The 19,045-nt window shown below is 64.7% G+C and carries 19 protein-coding genes; 7 read left to right on the top strand and 12 right to left on the bottom strand.

The annotated features are described in order from the left end of the window. Positions 1 to 11: 11 nt before the first annotated feature. The 8 genes from fbaA to E4P29_RS06715 form a co-directional block, all read right to left on the bottom strand. Positions 12 to 1,034: a class II fructose-bisphosphate aldolase gene (gene fbaA / locus E4P29_RS06680; protein WP_135043009.1), complete on the bottom strand. Its 1,023-nt coding sequence runs from the start codon at positions 1,032 to 1,034 to the stop codon at positions 12 to 14. 32 nt (positions 1,035 to 1,066) lie between these two features. Further along, complete coding sequence (locus tag E4P29_RS06685; RefSeq protein WP_135043011.1) at positions 1,067 to 2,077, bottom strand: LacI family DNA-binding transcriptional regulator; 1,011 nt, start codon at positions 2,075 to 2,077, stop codon at positions 1,067 to 1,069. Positions 2,078 to 2,113: 36 nt separating this feature from the next. After that, positions 2,114 to 2,764: a nucleoside/nucleotide kinase family protein gene (locus tag E4P29_RS06690; RefSeq protein ID WP_135043013.1), complete on the bottom strand. Its 651-nt coding sequence runs from the start codon at positions 2,762 to 2,764 to the stop codon at positions 2,114 to 2,116. Further along, a complete protein-coding gene (locus E4P29_RS06695; RefSeq protein WP_135043015.1) occupies positions 2,754 to 3,680 on the bottom strand; it encodes a PfkB family carbohydrate kinase in 927 nt (308 codons plus the stop codon). The genes E4P29_RS06690 and E4P29_RS06695 overlap by 11 nt, the downstream gene beginning before the upstream one ends. Further along, positions 3,658 to 4,440, bottom strand: a complete 783-nt coding sequence (locus E4P29_RS06700; protein ID WP_135043017.1) for an ATP-binding cassette domain-containing protein — start codon at positions 4,438 to 4,440, stop codon at positions 3,658 to 3,660. The genes E4P29_RS06695 and E4P29_RS06700 overlap by 23 nt, the downstream gene beginning before the upstream one ends. Beyond that, positions 4,437 to 5,426, bottom strand: coding sequence for an ABC transporter permease (locus E4P29_RS06705; RefSeq protein ID WP_135043019.1), 990 nt, complete (start codon positions 5,424 to 5,426; stop codon positions 4,437 to 4,439). Before E4P29_RS06705 ends, E4P29_RS06700 begins: the two co-directional genes overlap by 4 nt. Positions 5,427 to 5,460: 34 nt before the next feature. Further along, the gene (locus tag E4P29_RS06710) at positions 5,461 to 6,459 is read right to left on the bottom strand and encodes a substrate-binding domain-containing protein (RefSeq protein ID WP_135043021.1); all 999 of its coding nucleotides are present in this window, start codon (positions 6,457 to 6,459) and stop codon (positions 5,461 to 5,463) included. A gap of 515 nt (positions 6,460 to 6,974) precedes the next feature. Continuing rightward, the gene (locus E4P29_RS06715) at positions 6,975 to 7,958 is read right to left on the bottom strand and encodes a YhjD/YihY/BrkB family envelope integrity protein (RefSeq protein ID WP_135043532.1); all 984 of its coding nucleotides are present in this window, start codon (positions 7,956 to 7,958) and stop codon (positions 6,975 to 6,977) included. A gap of 151 nt (positions 7,959 to 8,109) precedes the next feature. Between E4P29_RS06715 and E4P29_RS06720 the strand changes: the two genes are divergently transcribed. Together E4P29_RS06720 and E4P29_RS06725 are read left to right on the top strand one after the other, a co-directional pair. Then, positions 8,110 to 8,280, top strand: a complete 171-nt coding sequence (locus E4P29_RS06720; RefSeq protein WP_027495724.1) for a CsbD family protein — start codon at positions 8,110 to 8,112, stop codon at positions 8,278 to 8,280. Between the two features lie 220 nt (positions 8,281 to 8,500). After that, positions 8,501 to 9,220: a GAF and ANTAR domain-containing protein gene (locus tag E4P29_RS06725; RefSeq protein WP_135043023.1), complete on the top strand. Its 720-nt coding sequence runs from the start codon at positions 8,501 to 8,503 to the stop codon at positions 9,218 to 9,220. 12 nt (positions 9,221 to 9,232) lie between these two features. Here E4P29_RS06725 and E4P29_RS06730 read toward each other — a convergent pair whose 3' ends face one another. From E4P29_RS06730 to E4P29_RS06740, 3 genes are all read right to left on the bottom strand, one after another. Further along, on the bottom strand, positions 9,233 to 10,036 hold the full coding sequence (locus E4P29_RS06730; RefSeq protein ID WP_135043025.1) for a DNA-formamidopyrimidine glycosylase family protein: 804 nt from the start codon (positions 10,034 to 10,036) through the stop codon (positions 9,233 to 9,235). Between the two features lie 70 nt (positions 10,037 to 10,106). Continuing rightward, complete coding sequence (locus tag E4P29_RS06735) at positions 10,107 to 11,537, bottom strand: PepSY domain-containing protein (protein WP_135043027.1); 1,431 nt, start codon at positions 11,535 to 11,537, stop codon at positions 10,107 to 10,109. Between the two features lie 149 nt (positions 11,538 to 11,686). Further along, positions 11,687 to 12,217, bottom strand: coding sequence for a hypothetical protein (locus tag E4P29_RS06740; RefSeq protein ID WP_135043029.1), 531 nt, complete (start codon positions 12,215 to 12,217; stop codon positions 11,687 to 11,689). A 145-nt stretch (positions 12,218 to 12,362) separates the two neighbouring features. Here E4P29_RS06740 and E4P29_RS06745 point away from each other — a divergent pair, with 145 nt between their 5' ends. From E4P29_RS06745 to E4P29_RS06765, 5 genes are all read left to right on the top strand, one after another. Further along, positions 12,363 to 12,623: a hypothetical protein gene (locus E4P29_RS06745; RefSeq protein ID WP_135043031.1), complete on the top strand. Its 261-nt coding sequence runs from the start codon at positions 12,363 to 12,365 to the stop codon at positions 12,621 to 12,623. A gap of 20 nt (positions 12,624 to 12,643) precedes the next feature. Further along, a complete protein-coding gene (locus E4P29_RS06750; RefSeq protein ID WP_245154196.1) occupies positions 12,644 to 13,813 on the top strand; it encodes a hypothetical protein in 1,170 nt (389 codons plus the stop codon). 166 nt (positions 13,814 to 13,979) lie between these two features. Further along, entirely contained in the window at positions 13,980 to 15,371 is a 1,392-nt protein-coding gene (locus tag E4P29_RS06755) for an NAD(P)/FAD-dependent oxidoreductase (protein ID WP_135043033.1), read from the top strand. Further along, entirely contained in the window at positions 15,371 to 16,414 is a 1,044-nt protein-coding gene (locus tag E4P29_RS06760) for an agmatine deiminase family protein (RefSeq protein WP_135043034.1), read from the top strand. The genes E4P29_RS06755 and E4P29_RS06760 overlap by 1 nt, the downstream gene beginning before the upstream one ends. A 28-nt stretch (positions 16,415 to 16,442) precedes the next feature. Then, positions 16,443 to 17,975 carry a protein adenylyltransferase SelO gene (locus tag E4P29_RS06765; protein WP_135043036.1) on the top strand — a complete coding sequence of 511 codons (1,533 nt, stop codon included), beginning with the start codon at positions 16,443 to 16,445 and terminating at the stop codon, positions 17,973 to 17,975. A 69-nt stretch (positions 17,976 to 18,044) separates the two neighbouring features. Here the strand turns inward: E4P29_RS06765 and E4P29_RS06770 are convergent, their stop codons facing one another. After that, positions 18,045 to 18,956, bottom strand: a complete 912-nt coding sequence (locus E4P29_RS06770; RefSeq protein ID WP_135043038.1) for a manganese catalase family protein — start codon at positions 18,954 to 18,956, stop codon at positions 18,045 to 18,047. Between the last annotated feature and the right edge of the window lie 89 nt (positions 18,957 to 19,045).

Here is a 19,045-nt window from a genome sequence, read left to right on the forward strand (position 1 = left end):
ACCGAAAAACTTCACCGCATCGTGCGTCCGACCGAGCCGAGCATCTGGGTTGCCTCGACCACGCGTGCTGCCATGGCCGACTCGGCCGGCTTGCCCCACGATCGGGGGTCGTAGGCCTTCTTGTTGCCGTATGCGCCGTCGATCTTGAGAACCTGGTCGTATTTGCCGATCATGTGGCCCGCGATGGACCTGGTGAACGCGTACTGGGTGTCGGTGTCGATGTTCATCTTGATCACCCCGCTCGCCACTGCCGACGCGATGTCGGCGGCACTCGAGCCCGATCCACCGTGGAAGACGAGGTCGAACGGCTTGTCCTTTCCGGTTTCGGCACCGATGACGGACTGAATCTCGTCGAGAATCTCGGGGCGTAGATGGACCGAGTCCGGGTTGTAGACGCCGTGGACGTTGCCGAAGGTCAGTGCCGTCATGTAGCGACCGCGCTCCCCGGCACCGAGCGCGGCGATGGTGGCGCGGGCGTCGTCGACGGTGGAATACAGCTGCTCGTTGATCTCGTGCGACACCCCGTCTTCTTCCCCGCCGATCACTCCCACCTCGATCTCGAGAATGGTGTCGGCCTGGACCGACAGATCGAGCAGTTCGCGTGCAATACGCAGGTTTTCGTCGAGCGGCACAGCCGAGCCGTCCCACATGTGTGATTGGTACAGCGGTGCCAGGCCGCGGGAGCGTCGGTCGATCGCGTCGGCCAGTAGTGGCCTGACCCAGTCGTCGAGATTCTCGGCGGGGCAATGATCGGTGTGCAGTGCCACCGAAATCGAATAGTGTTGTGCGACTTCGTGAGCGTACTGTGCGAGCGCCTTGGAGCCGGCGAATCGATTCTGCACGGCATTGCCGGACAGGTACAGCGCGGTACCGACCGACACCTGGATGATGCCGTCGCTCTCTGCTTCGGCGAAACCTTGCAGCGCCGCGTTGAGGGTCTGCGAGCTGGTGACGTTGATCGACGGGTACGCGAACCCGCCCTCCTTCGCGCGGTCCAACATGGCGACATACTGTTCTGGGCTGGCAATCGGCATGGGCTGATCTCTCTTTCGGGTGCGGCTGGTCTTCAGCGTGCTGCTGCAGCGCAGCCGCACGAATTGCGATGGGTGAACGTCGTCGGTACCAAAATCGACCGCGGTGCGTCGTCACGGCCTTCGATTCGACCGATCAACAGGTCGGCGGCGGTTCTGCCGATGGTCTGCACGTCCTGCGCGGCAGCCGTCAAACGCGGCTCGAACAGATCGGACCACTCGAAATCGTCGTAGCACACGAAGGCCAGGTCGTCGGGAATCGACAAACCAAGGCCGCGAACTGCTTTGAGTGAACCGATGGTCATCGAGTTGTTCATGGACACCAGAGCCGAAGGCCGGTCCGAGTCCGTCAGCAGTCGACGTACTTGCGCCTCGGCCACGTCCACGTTGGACCTACCCTCGAGGATCAACCGAGGGTCGAGTTCGATTCCCCGGTCGGCGAGCGCCCTGGCATAACCTGCGAAACGCTCCGTGGTGGAGGAGATACCCTCGATTCCGCGGACTATCGCAATTCGCTCGTGTCCGGCGTCGAGCAGATGGGCCGTCAGCTCGTACGCGGATTGCTCGTTCTCCGGCCCCACCTGGTCGCACGGAAGATCGAGCATACGGTCGATCAGCACGAGGGGTGTTCCACTGCGCATGATCTCGGGAATCGTCGACTCTTCCGAGCCGGCCGCAGGCGCAAGAATCATGCCGTCGACCTGACGGTCCAGCAGAGAATCGGTGACCCGGCGCTCCGACGTCGGCTCGTCGTGCGAATCACCCAGAATCAACACGTAGCCTGCCTCCGACAACCGCTGCTCGACGGCATAGACGAGGCTGCCGAAATACGGATTGGTCAGCGCCGCGATCGACAGGCCCACCGTGTGTGTCCTACCGGCCGCGAGAGAACGCGCCAAGACGTTGCGTCGGTACCCGATCTCGACGATGGCAGCGTCGACGCGTTGCCGGGTGGCCGGGTTGACCTTGCGAGTTCCGTTGAGCACGTGCGAGACCGTCGATACCGACACTCCGGCGATACGAGCGACGTCGTCCATGGTGGGCATGTCAGTCGTCCCCGTGGATGTCGGACGGAGGCGGTCTCATGTCAATCGCAGGATTCGATCGGCGCGCTGGGCGGTCGAGCCGATGAGCTCGGCGTTGCGCTCGTCCGAACCCAACGCCCAGAACTGCGCTTCCTCGGGTGATTTCCCGTAGGCCTCGTGCCGCGCGACGAGACGCTCGTGCCGAACGGCCGTGTGCGGGGCCAGGAACCAGACCTCGTCGATCATGGCCCGTGCAGTAGGCCATGCGTCGGATTGCATCAGCAGGTAGTTGCCCTCGGTGATCACCAACGGAACGTTCGACGGGACCGGTACGGCGGAACCGATCGATTCCTCGATCTCTCGCCTGAACTTCGGTGCGTACACCAGTGGATCGCCGGGGCGTTGATCGTGAACGGCAGCGATAAGCCGTGCGTAGCCATCGTCGTCGAAAGTATCGTGTGCGCCTTTGCGATCGAGCCGACCCAGTTCGATCAACACCTCGTTCGCCAGGTGAAATCCGTCCATCGGAACCAGCACCGAAAGCTCGGGGCCCAGTGCATCCACCAACTGCTGTGCCACGGTGGACTTTCCGGCACCCGGAGCACCGGTCAGGCCGAGGATGTGCCGCTCTCCCGGCACGGCGAGCCGCCCGGCCAGCTCCACGAGTTCGTCGAGGGATGCTTCCTGCACCTGTCGGTCATTGCTCACTGTTGTCGCTTTCGAGTCCGTGGGTGGGAAGTTCGCGTAGCCATGCTCTGGGGCCGATGACCGAACAGCGCAGCGCCGCAACGCGAGCCGACCGGCAAATACGCTCCTGCACGGAGCCGGACTGCGTCGAGTAGTACGCGTACGCGCCGTGGAAGACGTCGCCGGCTCCCAGTGTATCGACCACGGTGACCGCCTCGACGGCCACGGAGCCAGAGTTGCCCTCGGACCAGAATTCGACGGGCTCTCCACCGTGGGTGGTGACGACGGTGCGTACGCCGGAGCGCACCAGCGTCGCTGCGGTGGCAGCGGTGTCCGACGCTCCGGGAGTGCGAAAGTCCGCTGAGCACACCATGTCCGTGACGAACGGAATCAGCTCGGTCATCACCGGTTTCCAGCGTCCGGCGTCGACGACCGAAGTGGTATCCCGCGCCGCCGCATGTTCCACGGCGGCGCGGGCGATCAGGGGGTGGTGGCCGTCGACGAGTACGACGTCGGCACCGGCGAGTACGGCATCGAGATCGTTCGGCGGCGCGGCGTCGGAGTGCACGGCGTCGGCCGAGACGACCGACCGGTCTCCCGTCGAGTCGATCACCGTCACGGCCGAGACGGGTACCGGCCTTGTGGTTCCCGTAAGCGAGTCGACTACGCGCACATCGCATTCCGCAAGTTCGGCCTTGACCAGGGCAGCCACCGGATCGTCCCCGAGGGCGGTGACGAGAATGGCCGTACCGCCCAGTGCAGCGAACGTGACGGCGGCATTGGCGGCAGGCCCGCCGGCTGCGACGAACTGCGCGTTCGAGGTGATCTTCTGGTTCGACGCCGGGGGCGACGACACTCGATGGATCACATCGAGTGTCGCCAGCCCGACGAAAACGCCGACGGGGCGCGGCGACTCAGAGGCCGGCGCGTTCCTCATCGGTCGGCTCCTCCGCGCCGGTCATGAGCGCGACGACCTCGGACATGGTGCGCTTCTTCGGATCCACGACGCCTGCGCGCCTACCGAGGCGGTGGATGTGGATCCGGTCGGCCACCTCGAACACGTGCGGCATGTCGTGGCTGATGAGCACCACGGGTATCCCGCGGTCGCGAATCGTTCGGATCAGGTCGATCACCATGCCTGATTCCCGCACGCCCAGAGCTGCGGTCGGCTCGTCCATGATGATCACCCCGCGGCCGAACGCCGCTGCTCGCGCCACTGCGACGCCCTGACGCTGCCCACCGGACAGCGTCTCGACGGCCTGGTTGACCGACTTGATGCCGATCTTGAGGTCCTGCAGATGCTTCGACGACTCCTCGCGCATTCTCGGCATGTCCAATCGCCGAAAGATGCTGCCGCTGATGCCTTTGCGCTTGATCTCACGTCCGAGGTAGACGTTCGAGGCGATGTCGAGCGCGGGAATGACGGCCAGGTCCTGATAGACCGTCTCGATCCCGGCCGCGCGCGCGTCGCGGGTGTTCTTGAACGACACCGGCGAGCCGTTCATCAGGATCTCACCCGAGTCCGGTATGACTGCACCGGCCAAAGCCTTGATGAGACTGGACTTCCCGGCACCGTTGTCGCCGATCACTGCCAGTACCTCACCGGCGCGCAACTCGAAATCGGCTCCGTTGATGGCCGTCACGCTGCCGTAGGTCTTGACCAGACCACGTGCTTCCAGAGCGAGGGGGGCATTCACTGTGACCTCCTGCGTGCGAATTGATCGACGGCCACCGCGACGATGACGAGAATGCCGGTCGCGACGTTCTGGTACAGGCTGTCGACGCCGGCCTGGGTGAGTCCGTTGCGCAACACCCCGACTATCAGGGTTCCGATGAGAGTCCCGATGACGGTGCCGCGGCCACCGAACAGGCTGGTTCCGCCGATGACGACGGCAGTGATCGTTTCGAGGTTGGCGTTCTGATACGCATTCGGGTCGGCGTTGGGGATGCGTCCGAGCGCTGCCCATGCCGCGATCGCGGCGATGACACCCGTGACGATGTACACCGAGAACAGCACGCGACCGGACTTGATGCCGGAGCGGTCCGAGGCCTGCGGGCTACCACCCACCGCGTATATGTGCCTGCCCCAGGATGTTTGGGACAGTGCGTACCACATCACTGCGTAGACGAGCAGCATCACCACCACTCCGTAGGTGGTGGAGAAGCTGCCGATCTTGAACGACGTCCCCAGCAGAGTCAGCGGTCCGCTCGGCACCTGGTACGTCTCGGATCCGGCCAACAATCTCGTGGCCGCCTGGATCGCGGTGAAGGTACCCAGCGTGACGATGAACGGCGGCAACCGCAGTACCGTCACCAAGCCGCCGTTGATCGCTCCGAACGCGACACAGACGGCGAGCGTCGAACCGAGCGCCACGATCGGTCCGTTGGCACCTGCGGTCTGCGCCATGACGATGGTGCCCATCACGGCCACCGCACCGATCGACAGATCGATACCGGAGGTGAGGATGATGAGCGTCTGGCCGACGGCAAGAATGCCGACCACCACGGACTGCTGCAGAATCAGAGAAACGTTCTGCGGGTTGAGAAACGAGCTCGAAATCGAGCTGAACACGATGATGGCGATGACGAGCGCGGCCAGTGGACCGAGCAGCGGTTCACGCAGGATGGTTCCCACGTTGAACCGGCTCGGTGCCGTGGGAGGCGCAGCGGTATCGGTACTCACGAATCAGTTCCTGGTCCTCGACGGATTTCTGCGATCAGCCCCAGCAATTCGCTTCGCCCCATGCGGTGTCCTTGGATTCGATTCCGGCAACAGGCTTGTCGGTGACCAGCTGAGAACCGGTGTCGTTGAAGCCACTGGGCTTGGTACCGTCCTGGGCGAACTTGACCACAGCGTCGACACCCTGCTCGGCCATCTTCGCCGGGAACTGCAGCACCGTCGCGCCGATGATGCCGGACTTGACGTTCGCGATACCGGTGCAGCTACCGTCGATCGAGCCGATGGTGATCTGATCGGCGCGGCCCGCGGACTGAATCGCCTGGTAGGCACCCGCCGCGGCGGGCTCGTTGATCGTGTAGAGCGCGTTGACGCCCGGTGCACGCTGCAGCAAGTTCTCCATGGCCGTCTGCGCCTTGGTCTGGTCGCCGTTGGTGTTCTCCTGGCCGACGATCTCCGACGAGCTGTCGGTCAGGCCCATTCCTTCGAGGAAGCCGTCGTGACGGAACGTGTCGACGGTGCCGCCTGCGGTGCCGTCGAGCATGATGACCTGGGGCGCAGTAGTTCCCAGCGTGCCCTTGACCCATTCGCCCTGGCTGACGCCTGCCGCTTTGTTGTCGGTCGCGAATGTGGCGTCCACCGCGTCCTCTGGATCGGTGGCAGTGTCGAGGGCGATGACGACGACGCCTGCGTCGCGTGCCTTCTTGATCGCGTCGAGCACGCCGGTCGAGGAGTTGGGGGTGATCAGAATGCCTTTGACACCCTGGCCGACCAGGTTCTCGATCGCTGCGACCTGACCCTCGTTGTCACCGTCGAATGCACCTGCGAGAGCGACCAGTTCGGCTCCGCTGGAATCCGCCTTGGCCTGAGCTGCCTCGCGGAGCTTCACGAAGTACGGATTGGAGTCCGTCTTGGTGATGAGCCCGACCTTGACGCTGTCCGAATCCGAACCGCTGCATGCGGTCAGTCCGAACACGAGGGAACCGGCCATCAACGCGGTTCCGATCGTCAGCGTGGTCTTCCGACGGTTATTGAACATGTGGACTCCCTTGTCCTTGCTACGCAGGTCGCGTCGCTCGATTGCAGGAGCTTAAGACGCATACAAGCGCTTGCGCATGCGCTTTCGCGAAATTGGTCGAAAACTTTTCTGACCGGCCGGCGACGCCTCGACTCAGCCCGATCGGCTGTGCTGAGTGTCCACAATTCGCCGCCGGTCACGGGATCCCGCTCCAGGGCACGAATTGTGGACACTGAGCTCAGTCGTTCGAGTTACCGGTCGAGGTGTCGACCGGCGTCAGCTCGTCACCACGCCGCTCAGTCCCGCCGCCCCGGTCCCCGCCGCCCCGGTCCTCGCCGCCCCGGTCTCCGCCGCCCCGGTCTCCGCAAACGCGCGCGCGTTTGCCATCCGCGCGCGGAATAGTGCCCGATCGCCAAGCTATTCCGCGCGCATCCGACGAATGCGCGCGCGTTCGCGGAGCCGATCAGTCCCCGCCCCGGTCTCCGCCGCCCCGGTCCTCGCAAACGCGCGCGCGTTTGCGGAGCCGAATCAGTCGCTCACGTGCTCGACGAGTCCTCGCCCGCCACCGAGTCCGGCTCGTCGTATGTGACGGTGATGTCTTGGAAACCCTTGTTGCGCTGGGCTTCTGCCTGTCCGGTGTAGGAGTTCTTGTCACCCTCGGTGAGTTCGACGTTGTCGGTGAACGGCGTCAGCAGAGCCCGTGGGTGCAGGTGGTCGACGCGCACGGCGTTGATCTCGATACACAGCACGATCAGCACCGAGGAGACGTACAGGAAACCCAGCAGGCCGAGGACGATGGCGAAGATGCCGTTGCTTGCACTCGCGTTGCCCACGACGTAGCGAATGTAGATGCCGCCGAACGACTGCAGCGCCTGCCAGACGACCGCCGCGATCGCCGCACCGGGGAGTACCTCGCGCACACTCAGATCCCGCGCGGTGCCGATTCGGAAAGCCGCGGTGAAGACGGCCGCGTTGACCACCACCGCTCCGACGAGTGCGAGCGCACCACCGGCGAATCCGAACACACCCGAGGACGCGACGCCGTTCAGCACCGTCAGTCCGATGATCGCCGTGCCGACCGTACTGAGCAGCAACAATCCGCGCAGCCGACCCTTGATGGGATCCGGTTGCTCGTTGCGCGGCACCGACCACGCGGTGTTCATCGCGTACTGCACGGCCAGTGACACTCCGAGTCCGCCGTAGAGCGAGCCGACCACGCCGATGACGATGGCTGTGGTTCCGCCACTGAGGCGATCCGGCTGACCGAGCTGATCACCGATGACCGGGATCTGGCTCATGGCCGAGTCGATGATGCGGGTCTGCAGCTCCGGGTCTCCGGCCAGCACGATTCCCAGCACCGTGGTGAACAGCAGCAACAGGGGAAACAGCGACAGGAACGAGTAGTAGGCGATCAGTGCCGCGAGGTAGCCGCCCCGGTCGTCCAGAAATTTGTACAGCACTGCCAGCGGGAAACCCGCCGAGGGGTGCCTACGCTGGAAGTTGTCCACCTTCGCGACCATCATCGGTCGAATGTAGCCAGAGGCGAGCCTGCGGAAACGTCGACGCTCCGGCGATCGGTGTGACCCAGATCTCACAATCGAGACGTGCGCTTCGCCGGCCGAGCTCCGACCAACACTTCAGGAACAACCCGAACAGAGAGAGGAACTCGACATGAGCTTCATCGACAAGGCCAAGAACGCAGCAGAGGACGCCATCGGCAAGGCGAAGGAAGTTGTCGGCGACGCAACGAACAACAAGGACCTCGAGGCCGAGGGCAAGAAGGATCAGGGTTCGGCCGGCGTCAAGAAGGTCGGCGAGAACATCAAGGACACCTTCAAGTAGGACGCAGTGTCCGGAAGGGTCGTCGATCGAATGATCGGCGGCCCTTCGTGCATCCGGTGACGAGGAGCGAGGGCACTCACCGGACCACCGTGTCACGAACCGTATAAAATCCACTGAGCCGACCGCGAGGTCGCAACAGGGCGTCCAGAAGCAGGCGCACGATCGAGGATCTTGCCGACGCGGTGACGTCGAAGGTCCACCGCGCGAGAGGATCGTGTGAATGACTGATTCACCGGCCGAGCAAGACCTGTCTCGAACGTCCGAAGCACTGTCGCTTGCACAGTTCGCTCGATCGCTGCGCGACACTCATCGGTCGATGCCGCAGACGTTGAGTGAGATTCTCCGAATGGCTATTCGGCTCATTCCGGGCGCAACCACTGGGTGCATCACCACGGTGAACAAGGGTGAGCGCACAGTCGTCGCATCGACGGACCCGATCGCCGAGAAGCTGTGTCGGCTGCAGTACGAGCTCGACGAAGGTCCGATTCCCACCGAGGTCCGACACCTCGACGTCGTCGTGTCCTACGATCTGGCAACCGAACCGCGATGGCCGCAGTTCGCTGCGATGGCCGTCGAGGCCGGTTTCAAGTCGCTCTCGGCCTTCCAGCTCTACAGCAACGCCGATGACCTCGGGGCCCTGGTGTTGTACAGCGACGTCACCGGAGCGTTCGACGCCGACGCGGTAGCGATAGGCGAGGCCTTGGCTGCGCATGCTGCCATCGCAATGCTCAGTGCCCGCGACAACGAGCAGTTCCGGACCGGCTTGGCCAGCCGGGACATCATCGGCCAAGCAAAAGGCATGATCATGGAACGCTACGACCTCGATGCGGTACAAGCTTTCGACCTACTGGCGAAACTGTCGCAGCAACAGAACCTTCCCCTGCACACCGTTGCCCGCAACCTGGTCGACGCCGACCACCCGACGAACTCGACGTTCTGACCCCGCCCGTGGTCAACGCCCAGGCTCCGGTTGGCAGTGCGGACACCACCAGGTTCGACGTCGATCGGGGTCGTTCGGCACTTCGGCCTCGACACGAATGACGGTCGCGCACCGCAGACACGGTTTACCGGCCCGACCGGCAACCCAGTGAGTCCGGCCGCGACGGGTGTCGCCGGTGGTCACCTGCATTGCCCCGGGGGTGCTCGCTGAATGCCGCATCGCCCGCTCGAGCAGAGTCACCAACTTCTCCGCGTCGACGCCTGCCGACGGAGCCCAGGGCCACAATCCACGCAGAAAACACAGCTCGTTCGCCCACAGATTCCCAGGTCCGGCGATTACCCGCTGGTCCAAGAGAGTAGAGACGATCGGCCGAGAACCCTGCGCGAGGATGTTCGATGCCGCACGATCGACGTCGAACTCAGGATGCAATGGGTCAGGTCCCAGATGCGCAACCAGCTCATTCACCGATGCGGTGTACCCATAGTCGACGACCGGCAACAGAATGCCGTAGGCCGTCGGGCCGTCCACCGCGGACAAGCGCACCCGAACATCGGGCTGCACCCGCCGCGGTATCGAGCGACCGGCCCGCACCACCGTCCACGATCCCGTCATGCGGAGGTGGGTGTGCAACGTGGTGTCGTCGTCGAAATCGGTGAAGAGATGCTTGCCATGAGTCCGATGCGCGACGACGGTTCGCCCGGCGAGATTCTCGACCGCGTGTGCGGGCACGTTCAGTCGCCCTGCCCGTAGCGTGACGCCGTCCAGCGCTCGCCGCAATCGCGCGGCGAGCGCATGGACGGTGTCACCTTCGGGCATGGTCTCCGAGTATCCCGAGGACGGCAGAAACAATCGGACCGACCGGCGAGAGAGCGTCGTCCTCCTCGCGTCAGTGCGCAGGCCGCCTGATGTATCCGACCATGAAGTCGACCGCGAGGAAGGCGACCAGACTCAGACCCAACAAGGGCAGGAACCAGCCGACCGCCACTGCAACCACGGCGAGAAGCACCACCGAGATCGGCGAGATGCGGCGCAGTCCCCCACGCAGAGGCGGCCGGCCTGCGGTGAGTCCGGTGCTCTTCGTGGGTCGACGCTTCCACCACATCATGTAGCCGCGTACGATGACCGATGCCAAGGCGAGCGAAAGTGCAACCAGCGCAAGCTGATTGGCCACGCCGAACAGGGTCCCCATGTGCAACTGAATTCCCCAGGCCGCCAGCTTGGCTGCCACCGGCCAGTCGGCGAAGTACTGGGTGTCGATCACCGCGCCGGTGCTGCCGTCGATCGAGATCGAGTTGTTCGACATCACCCAGGGCTGACGGGTTTCGGCGACCACGAACGCCACGTCGTCCGACGACGGGATGGATGCCTCCACCGCTCCGTCGATGCCGTTCGCTGCGGCAGTGTCGAGCACCGAATCGATGTGGCCGACATTACTGTCGGTCGCCGAGGAAACGGCCGACATGTCCATCGAATGACCACCGTGATCCGAGTGATCCCCCATGGTCGCCGGGTCGGCGGACCCGATGGTCGTGGCGACGGCGGGGGTGGTCCAGCTCAATGCCGCACGGAGGTCGGTGACGTTCGCGCCCGCGTAGGTCGACCACGTGAGTCCGGTGGCGGACAGGAAGATCAGACCTACGGCGATCCAGATACCGGCTACGCCATGCCAGTTCAGAGACCTGTTGCGGCCCTTCGACTTACGATCGAAGATGAGCAGGGTCGTCCTGCCTTCGTTGCGCCGATAGCGCTCGATCCACAGGTACAGGCCACCGAGCGCGATCACCCACAACCACGATGCGGCCAGTTCGCTGTAGATCCGGCCCGGTTCACCGAGGTGCAGGTGTCGGTGCAATTCGGAGATCCACGTCCTGACCGGCAATGAGCTCGAGGAGCCGTAGACGGCCAGTTCGCCCACCGGCGACGCCGTGGCCGGATCGACGAAGACGGCCAGCCGTCGCGATTCGCCGAGAGTCGGGTCGGTGAACATCACTCGGGTGGTGTCGCCGACGTCGGCGGCGGGCCGCACGGCCGACACGGTCAGATCGGGCCTCTCGGCCTGAGCGGCACGAATCTGTTGTGCGACCGGGACGGCCGGTCCTGTGGAGTCGACGTGCAGGTAGTCGCGGTAGACGAGTTGTTCGATGGTCGGAGCGACGGCATATAGGCCCCCGCTGACGGTGGCGATCAGGATGAACGGTGCGATGAGGATGCCCGCGTAGAAGTGCAGCCGAAGGATCAATGGACGCCAGCTGCGAGGGCTGACCGGACGGGTGGGTGGGGACGGATCGGCGACGCGTTCCATTTCCGGTGTGGACATGAGAGCTCGTTTCGTGAAGGCAGGGGTGGGCGCGCGCTGCGGGCACGGCTCGACTCGACGTCGAGCGAATCATGCTGTGCGCGTGAAGGAATGCGCCGCAGCCCCGAGCACTCGCGCCGAACAGGAGCGGTTGTGGTGGGAGGCTGCGGTCAGTACGACGGGACAGGCGGTCCGCGGTTCCCGGAGCCCGAAAGATCCAGGAGCCGGTGAGCGCCCGGTGCCCGGTACACCGGAAGCGGCGGAGCGAGCCGCGAATCGTCGACGACGAGGACTGCCGGCATCGGGAGTACTCGACGGACAACGGTGGCCGCCCGCGAGATCCCACGCTCGGCCCCGTGCACGATCACCGCGCCGACGACGATCGCGATCGCGTGGGCCGCGAGCATCTGTTGTGTGAGCACCGAACCGTGATGATCGCCGTCGACGGTCGTCAACAGCACGTGTCCGAGCGTCTGCGCAGCGGCCAGCGTCGCCGTCAGCTGCAGGCGAGGCGCGAGAAGGATCGGCACTACGGCGGCGGTGTAACCGAGTCCCGCGCACACCAGAGCCAACAGGACGATCGCGGCGTCGGAGGGGAACATGCCGCCGCCGAACGCGTGCGCGGCGGCGGTGATCGACGCTGTCAGTGCGCCGACGGCACATCCGCGCAGGGTGGCGGATCCGTCCGGGGTCGCGGGCACGAACAGCAGACTACTACCCGTTACAGCAGACACAGTGTGCGTCTCGCCCTTGTCGCAGAGTTTGTACGGAAAAACCGATCCAGCGGTCTTTTTCAGGTCGGTTATGGTGATCGCGAGTATCCAGCCACATTCGGAGAGGATCGCCGTGCCGGACAGTTCTGATGTGGCTCAGGCCCGCGTATTCGCCGAGATGCTCTCGGCCGAAATTGCGTCGACGTCGAGCAGAATCGAAATCTCCGAGAACTACGCCCACAAGGCCTTTCGAGTGAACGACGCCCGCAGCGCGCGGTGGCACACCGACGAGGCCCGCGCTCAGAAACAGGCGCTGTACGAACTACACCGACAACTGGACGCACTGCGTAGCCGCTTCCAGATCCCTGACGGTGAACCCGAACCCGTGTGCTGACGTCCGGGTGGTGTGTGAGGGTGCCTGCTCCCGGGTACCGCGACAAGATGGTTTTCGACAAGACAGACAACGGCTCGGGGGCCGAAAACGAAGGACAACGAACGATCACGATCGGGGTGGTGGCCGACGAGGGATTCGCGTCGACGATTGCTGCCGCGATCGAAAAGGAACTCCCACCCACAATCACGATCGACGGGACCGACGCCCGGCTGGACACGGCCAGGCCGGCCGTGACGTTGCCTCCCACCGAGGCGGGTTCTGCCCCGTTGGGTCAGTGGCTCGAGGCCGTCCAGTCCACCAACACATTCGACCTGGTGCTGTGCATCTCCGAGGTTCCGCGACGGGTCGGAGCCAGTCCCGTCGTCGCGGAATTGCGTGACGGTTCGACCGGTGCGTTGTACGTACCCTCGTTCGGGACCATCGGCGTACGGCGTCGCGCCGTGGCGGTGGCCATCGCGATCGTGCACGACCTTCTCGACAGCGACACCGCCTCGCGGCCGCATCTACGACGGTCGATGTCCAAGTGGGCTCCGGGCCCCGACCCCGCCGGTGGCGGCGAGCGGATCCTGCTCACGCCCGGCATGTTCGGCCGAACGCGCATGGTGCTGGGCATGATTCGCTGTAATCGGCCGTGGCGTCTGGTCCCCGCGCTGTCGAGTGTGCTCGCCGCCGCGAGCGCCGCGTCGGCATTCGGTGTGTTCTACGCGAGCATCTGGCAGATGGCCGCCTCGATGACGCCTGCCCGACTCACGCTGATCGGCATCGCGGCCATCGTGGCCATCACGGTGTGGCTCATCTTTCCGCACGGCCTCTGGGAGCACCGACGGTTCCGATCCTCGACGACAGATCGGTGGATCTACAACTCCGCCACTCTCGGTACCGTCCTGGCCGGCGTGCTGTGCATGTATGCGGTCCTGTTCGCGGTCGTGTTGCTCTCTGCTGCCGTGGTGATTTCGCCCGAATTCCTCACTGCTCAGATCGAGCGTGAAGCGAACACGACCGACTACCTCTCCCTGGCGTGGCTGGCGGCATCGTTGGGCACGGTCGCCGGAGCAGTGGGCTCGTCGGTGTCCGATCGCAGCGACATCCTCAACGCCACCTACGGTCACCGAGAAATGCTCAGACGCCAGCACAGTGTCGACAGATCCGGGGCCGAGCAATTCAGCGAAGCCGAGTCTCAGGCCCGGTGACCGGCGTTTCGTCGCGACGGCGAAGAGCCAGGCACCTGTTGTCCGAAAAGGAGTGTGAGATCACTCGGGAGTAGCCACTTCGTCGCATGTGCTTCGGGACCGATCCCGTACAGAATCGAGATACGTACGGCCGAAACAGCAGTATTGCAACCGAAGGAGCTCGACAGTGCCCACTCTCGAACGAGACGTCGCTATCGTGGGCGCCGGCCCTTCCGGACTGGCCGCTGCAACCGCGCTCCGCAAGGCGGGATTGTCCGTCGCGGTACTGGAAGCGCGAGACCGCGTCGGTGGACGAACATGGACCGACACGATCGACGGCGCGAGCCTCGAAATCGGCGGCCAGTGGGTCTCCCCCGATCAGGAGTCACTGATCGCGCTACTCGGCGAACTCGGCCTCGAGACGTTCGACCGGTACCGCGACGGCGAGTCGGTCTACATCTCCGCCGCCGGTGAGCGAACCCGTTACTCGGGCGACTCGTTCCCCGTGGACGAGACCACAGCGAAAGAGATGGACCGCCTCGTCGCGCTGCTGGACGACTTGGCCGCCCAGGTCGGCCCCGAGGAGCCGTGGGCGCACCCGCTTGCCCGTGAACTCGACACGATCTCGTTCGAGCAGTGGCTGATTCGTGAGTCCGACGATGCCGAGGCACGAGGAAACATCGGCATGTTCATCGCCGGCGGCATGCTGACCAAACCTGCGCACGCATTCTCGGCTCTGCAAGCAGTCTTGATGGCCGCGTCGGCCGGTTCGTTCTCGCACCTGGTCGACGAGAACTTCATCCTCGACAAGCGCGTCGTCGGCGGTATGCAGCAGGTGTCGATCCGCATGGCGGCCGCCCTCGGCGACGACGTCATCCTCGACGCGCCGGTGCGAACGGCGCGGTGGAACTCCGACGGCGCAACGGTATTCGCCGACGGCGGCATCGAGGTACACGCCAAGCGCGTCGTTCTCGCCGTTCAGCCGAACCTGTACTCGCGCATCTCCTACGACCCGCCGCTCCCGCGCCGCCAGCATCAGATGCACCAACATCAGTCGCTGGGACTCGTGATCAAGGTTCACGCCGTCTACGACACCCCGTTCTGGCGCGAGGACGGGCTGTCGGGAACCGGCTTCGGTGCCTCAGAGATCGTGCAGGAGGTGTACGACAACACCAACCATCAGGACAGCCGCGGGACACTGGTCGGCTTCGTGTCCGACGCCAAGGCCGACGCGATGTTCGAGCTCGACGAACAGGAGCGCCGCACGAAGATCCTCGAATCCATCGCACATTACTTGGGGCCCAAGGCAACCGAACCGGTCGTATACTACGAGTCGGACTGGGGTTCGGAAGAATGGACCCGTGGTGCGTACGCGGCCAGCTTCGATCTGGGCGGTCTGCACCGCTACGGCAAGGACAGCCGCACACCTGTCGGCCCGATTCACTTCTCCTGCTCCGATATTGCCGCGGAGGGCTACCAGCACGTCGACGGCGCAGTACGGATGGGCCATCGCACCGCCGCAGACATCGTGTCGAGAATCGGCCACGGTATGCCCACCGCTGCGCTTGGGAGGCAGTGATGCAGTGGCGGATGCCGGCGGAAGGCGCTCGGCACCAACGGACATGGATGGCCTATCCGTCCGCGGGCTACTCCCTGGGTGCGACTGCCGAGGAGCAGCACGACGCGAGAACCGCATGGGCCGAGGTAGCGCACGCGGTCGCACGATTCGAGCCGGTGACGGTCGTCGTCGACCCCGACGAAACTGCCGTCGCACGCACTTACCTCTCGGCCGAGAGCACATTCGAGGTGGACATCCTCGAGGCACCGCTGAACGACGCGTGGATGCGCGACATCGGACCGACGTTCGTAGTGTCCGAGGACGGCCGCCTCGGCGGCGTCGACTGGGTGTTCAACGGCTGGGGCGCACAGGACTGGGCGCGCTGGGACAAGGACTCGAAAATCGGCGCATTCGTCGTCCGGAACTCCGGCGCGGAATCGGTCGAATCGCCGATCGTCAACGAGGGCGGCGGAATTCAGGTCGACGGGCTGGGCACAGTCCTCGTCACCGAGACGGTACAACTCGATCCCGGCCGCAATCCCACGCTGTCCAAAGCCGATATCGAGGCCGAACTGGCCCGCACGATCGGTGCGACCACGGTGATCTGGCTCCCCCGAGGACTCACCCGTGACTCGGAAGAGTTCGGAACCCGAGGCCACGTCGACATCGTCGCTGCAATCCCCTCGCCCGGCGTCGTTCTGGTGCACGACCAACGCAACCCCGAGCATCCCGATCACGAGGTGAGCAAGGCCGTGCTCGAGGTGTTCGAGAACAGCACCGACGCGCGTGGCGAAAAGTGGACGATCGTGAAAGTTCCGGCACCACAGGTTCTCCGCGACGACGAAGGCTTCGTCGACTACAGCTACATCAACCACTACGTCGTCAACGACGGCGTCATCGCCTGTAGCTTCGGCGATCACGCGGACGAGGAAGCCGCCGCCATTCTGTCGGCGGCGTACCCGGGCCGAACCGTCGTCAGCGTCGACGCTCGGCCGATCTTCGCCCGCGGGGGCGGCATTCACTGCATCACGCAGAATCAGCCGCACGTTCAACCGGCGGTGTGAGTACCCGATCTCGTGGTACCCCTGGAGTATGAGTGAATTCGCGACGGGACCGGTAGCTGCGACCGACGGCCCACCTCCATCGGTCCCGCCTTCATTGGGACTGTCGTCGACCCTGGTGGACGATGTTCCTGGCCTCACGGTGCCGTGGCAGGGCGCACCTGCACCGGATCCGCGGGTGCTGATCCTCAACGAGAACCTCGCCAGGTCACTGAGGCTCGACCCGTCGATGCTGCGCTCCCAGCAGGGCGTACGGGTGTTGTCGGGAGCTCTCGCACCGGCCGATTCGACCCCCTCGGCCATGGCGTACGCCGGTCATCAGTTCGGCGGATTCGTGCCGTTGCTCGGCGACGGTCGAGCCCTGCTGCTGGGCGAGCTGCACGACGAACACGGCCGACGAGTCGATCTGCATCTGAAAGGCTCGGGCGCTACGCCGTTCTCTCGCGGCGGCGACGGGCGCGCGGTGGTGAGTGCGATGCTGCGCGAGTACCTGATCAGCGAGGCCATGCACGCGCTGCACATCCCGACCACCCGCTCCTTGGCCGTCGTGACGACGGGTGAGCAGGTGGTGCGAGAAGCAGGTCCGCAAGCCGGTGCAGTGCTGGCTCGGGTTGCCTCGAGCCACCTGCGAGTGGGGACCTTCGAGTTCGCGGCCCGCCGCGAGGGCCTCGCGCAGAGCCTGGCCGACTACGCCATCGCGCGTCATTATCCCGAACTGGCCGACCTGCCGGCAGAGGGCGCGGAGAGTCGCTACCGGGCGTTCTTCGAGACCGTCGTCGACAGACAAGCAGCGCTGGTGGCGCAGTGGATGTCGGTCGGCTTCGTACACGGTGTCATGAACACGGACAACACGACGATCTCCGGCGAGACGATCGACTACGGGCCGTGCGCGTTCATCGACGCCTACGATCCCGCTACGGTCTTCAGCTCGATCGATCACGGCGGCCGCTACGCGTACGGCAATCAGCCCGCCGTCCTCGGTTGGAACCTGGCGCGATTCGGCGAAACCTTACTGCCGCTGGTCGATTCGGTTCCGGACCGCGCCATCACCGCTCTCACGGCAGTCCTGGACTCCTTCGGCGATCGCTACCGACAGCACTACGAGAACCTGATGGCCGCCAAGCTCGGCCTCGATGGGATCGCCCCGGACGACAGTCTCCTCGACGACCTGCACGGCCTGCTGCAACATTACCGCGCCGACTGGACCCTCACGTTCCGCGCGTTGGCGGAAAATCTGCGGGGCAACGACGCAGATTTCGCAGCCCTCGTACCGCACGAAGCGTCGGCATCGTGGCTCGAGCGGTGGCGGACGGCGGTGGTCGAGCGGGGCCACGACCTTCGGTCTGTCGCCGACGCAATGGACCGAGTGAACCCCGCGTATATTCCTCGCAACCACATGGTCGACGCTGCGCTCGCAGCGGCGACCGAGGGCGACCTCGCACCCTTCGACCGCGTGCTGTCGGTCGTGACGAACCCGTTCGACAGTCGGGTGGAGTTGTCGGACTACGCCGGACCCGCGCCCGTCGATTTCAGTGCGGGGTTCCGAACGTTCTGCGGGACGTGACCGCCTGAACCCAGCAGTTGCGACGCGACGTCCACGTCGCAACTGCTGTGCGGCACAGTGAGTTCGGGTCTACTTCTCGTCGGGATCCAGAGCGTCCTTGATCTTCCCCATGACGCCCTTCTCGGGACCCAGTGCGGCCGACGCGGGATCTCCCTTGGCCCCGTCGTACGTCGCGTACAACTTCGGATCGGGTGCAGGCGCGGATGCCTTCCCGCCCAGAGGCTGCGGATCGGCGAGGAACCCCATCTGCCGTTTGCCTTCGGGCGCAAGCCGATTCGCCCAGCCACCGGTCGAGGAGAACTCACCGTCCGAGAGGTGCCACAGATCGGTTGCGTGCTCGGATGCCTCCTCGTCGAGAAGTGCACTCGGTGCTACGACGTCCTCGAGTCCGTCGGCTTGCAGCTCTTCAATGGCTGCGAGCCACAGGTTCTGATGGTGCGTATCGCGAGCGAGATTGAACTGCAGCATGGCCTTGACGCCCGGGTCGTCGGTCATGTTGTACAGACGCGCGGTCTGCAGCCGCCCCTGCGCCTCGGCGGCAACGTTCGCACGAAAATCTGCGAGCAGGTTGCCACTGGCGATGATGTACCGACCGTTCCACGGGTAGCCGTTGGAATCCGCCGGGAGCGCACCGCCGCCGGACACGATCGCCTGCTGTGGATCCATTCCACCCATCACTGCCGCAACCACGGGATCGGTAGCAGCGGCCTTGGTCGACTCGGTGGCCGGTGCACCTTCGAGCAGACGAGCGACCATGGTGGCCAACATCTCCACGTGACCCATTTCTTCGGTCGCGATGTCCATGATCAGGTCCTTGTACTTGCCCTCCATGCGACAGTTCCAGCCTTGGAACAGATACTGCATGGTCACGGTCATCTCGCCGAATGCACCACCGATGAGCTCCTGAAGCTTGTGTGCGTACACAGGATCCGGCTTCTCGGGCTTGGCATCGAATTGTAGGTAGTCGGTGTGTCGGAACATAGGGACTCCAGTTCGGGTCGAAGTTCGAGCAGGTGACTCGATCCGGCTACCCGCCGAAATTCCCAGCAAACACTTTGCACTGCAAGGGT

It is taken from the genome of Rhodococcus sp. 1R11 (assembly GCF_004563845.1).
Taxonomy (GTDB): Bacteria; Actinomycetota; Actinomycetes; order Mycobacteriales; family Mycobacteriaceae; genus Rhodococcoides.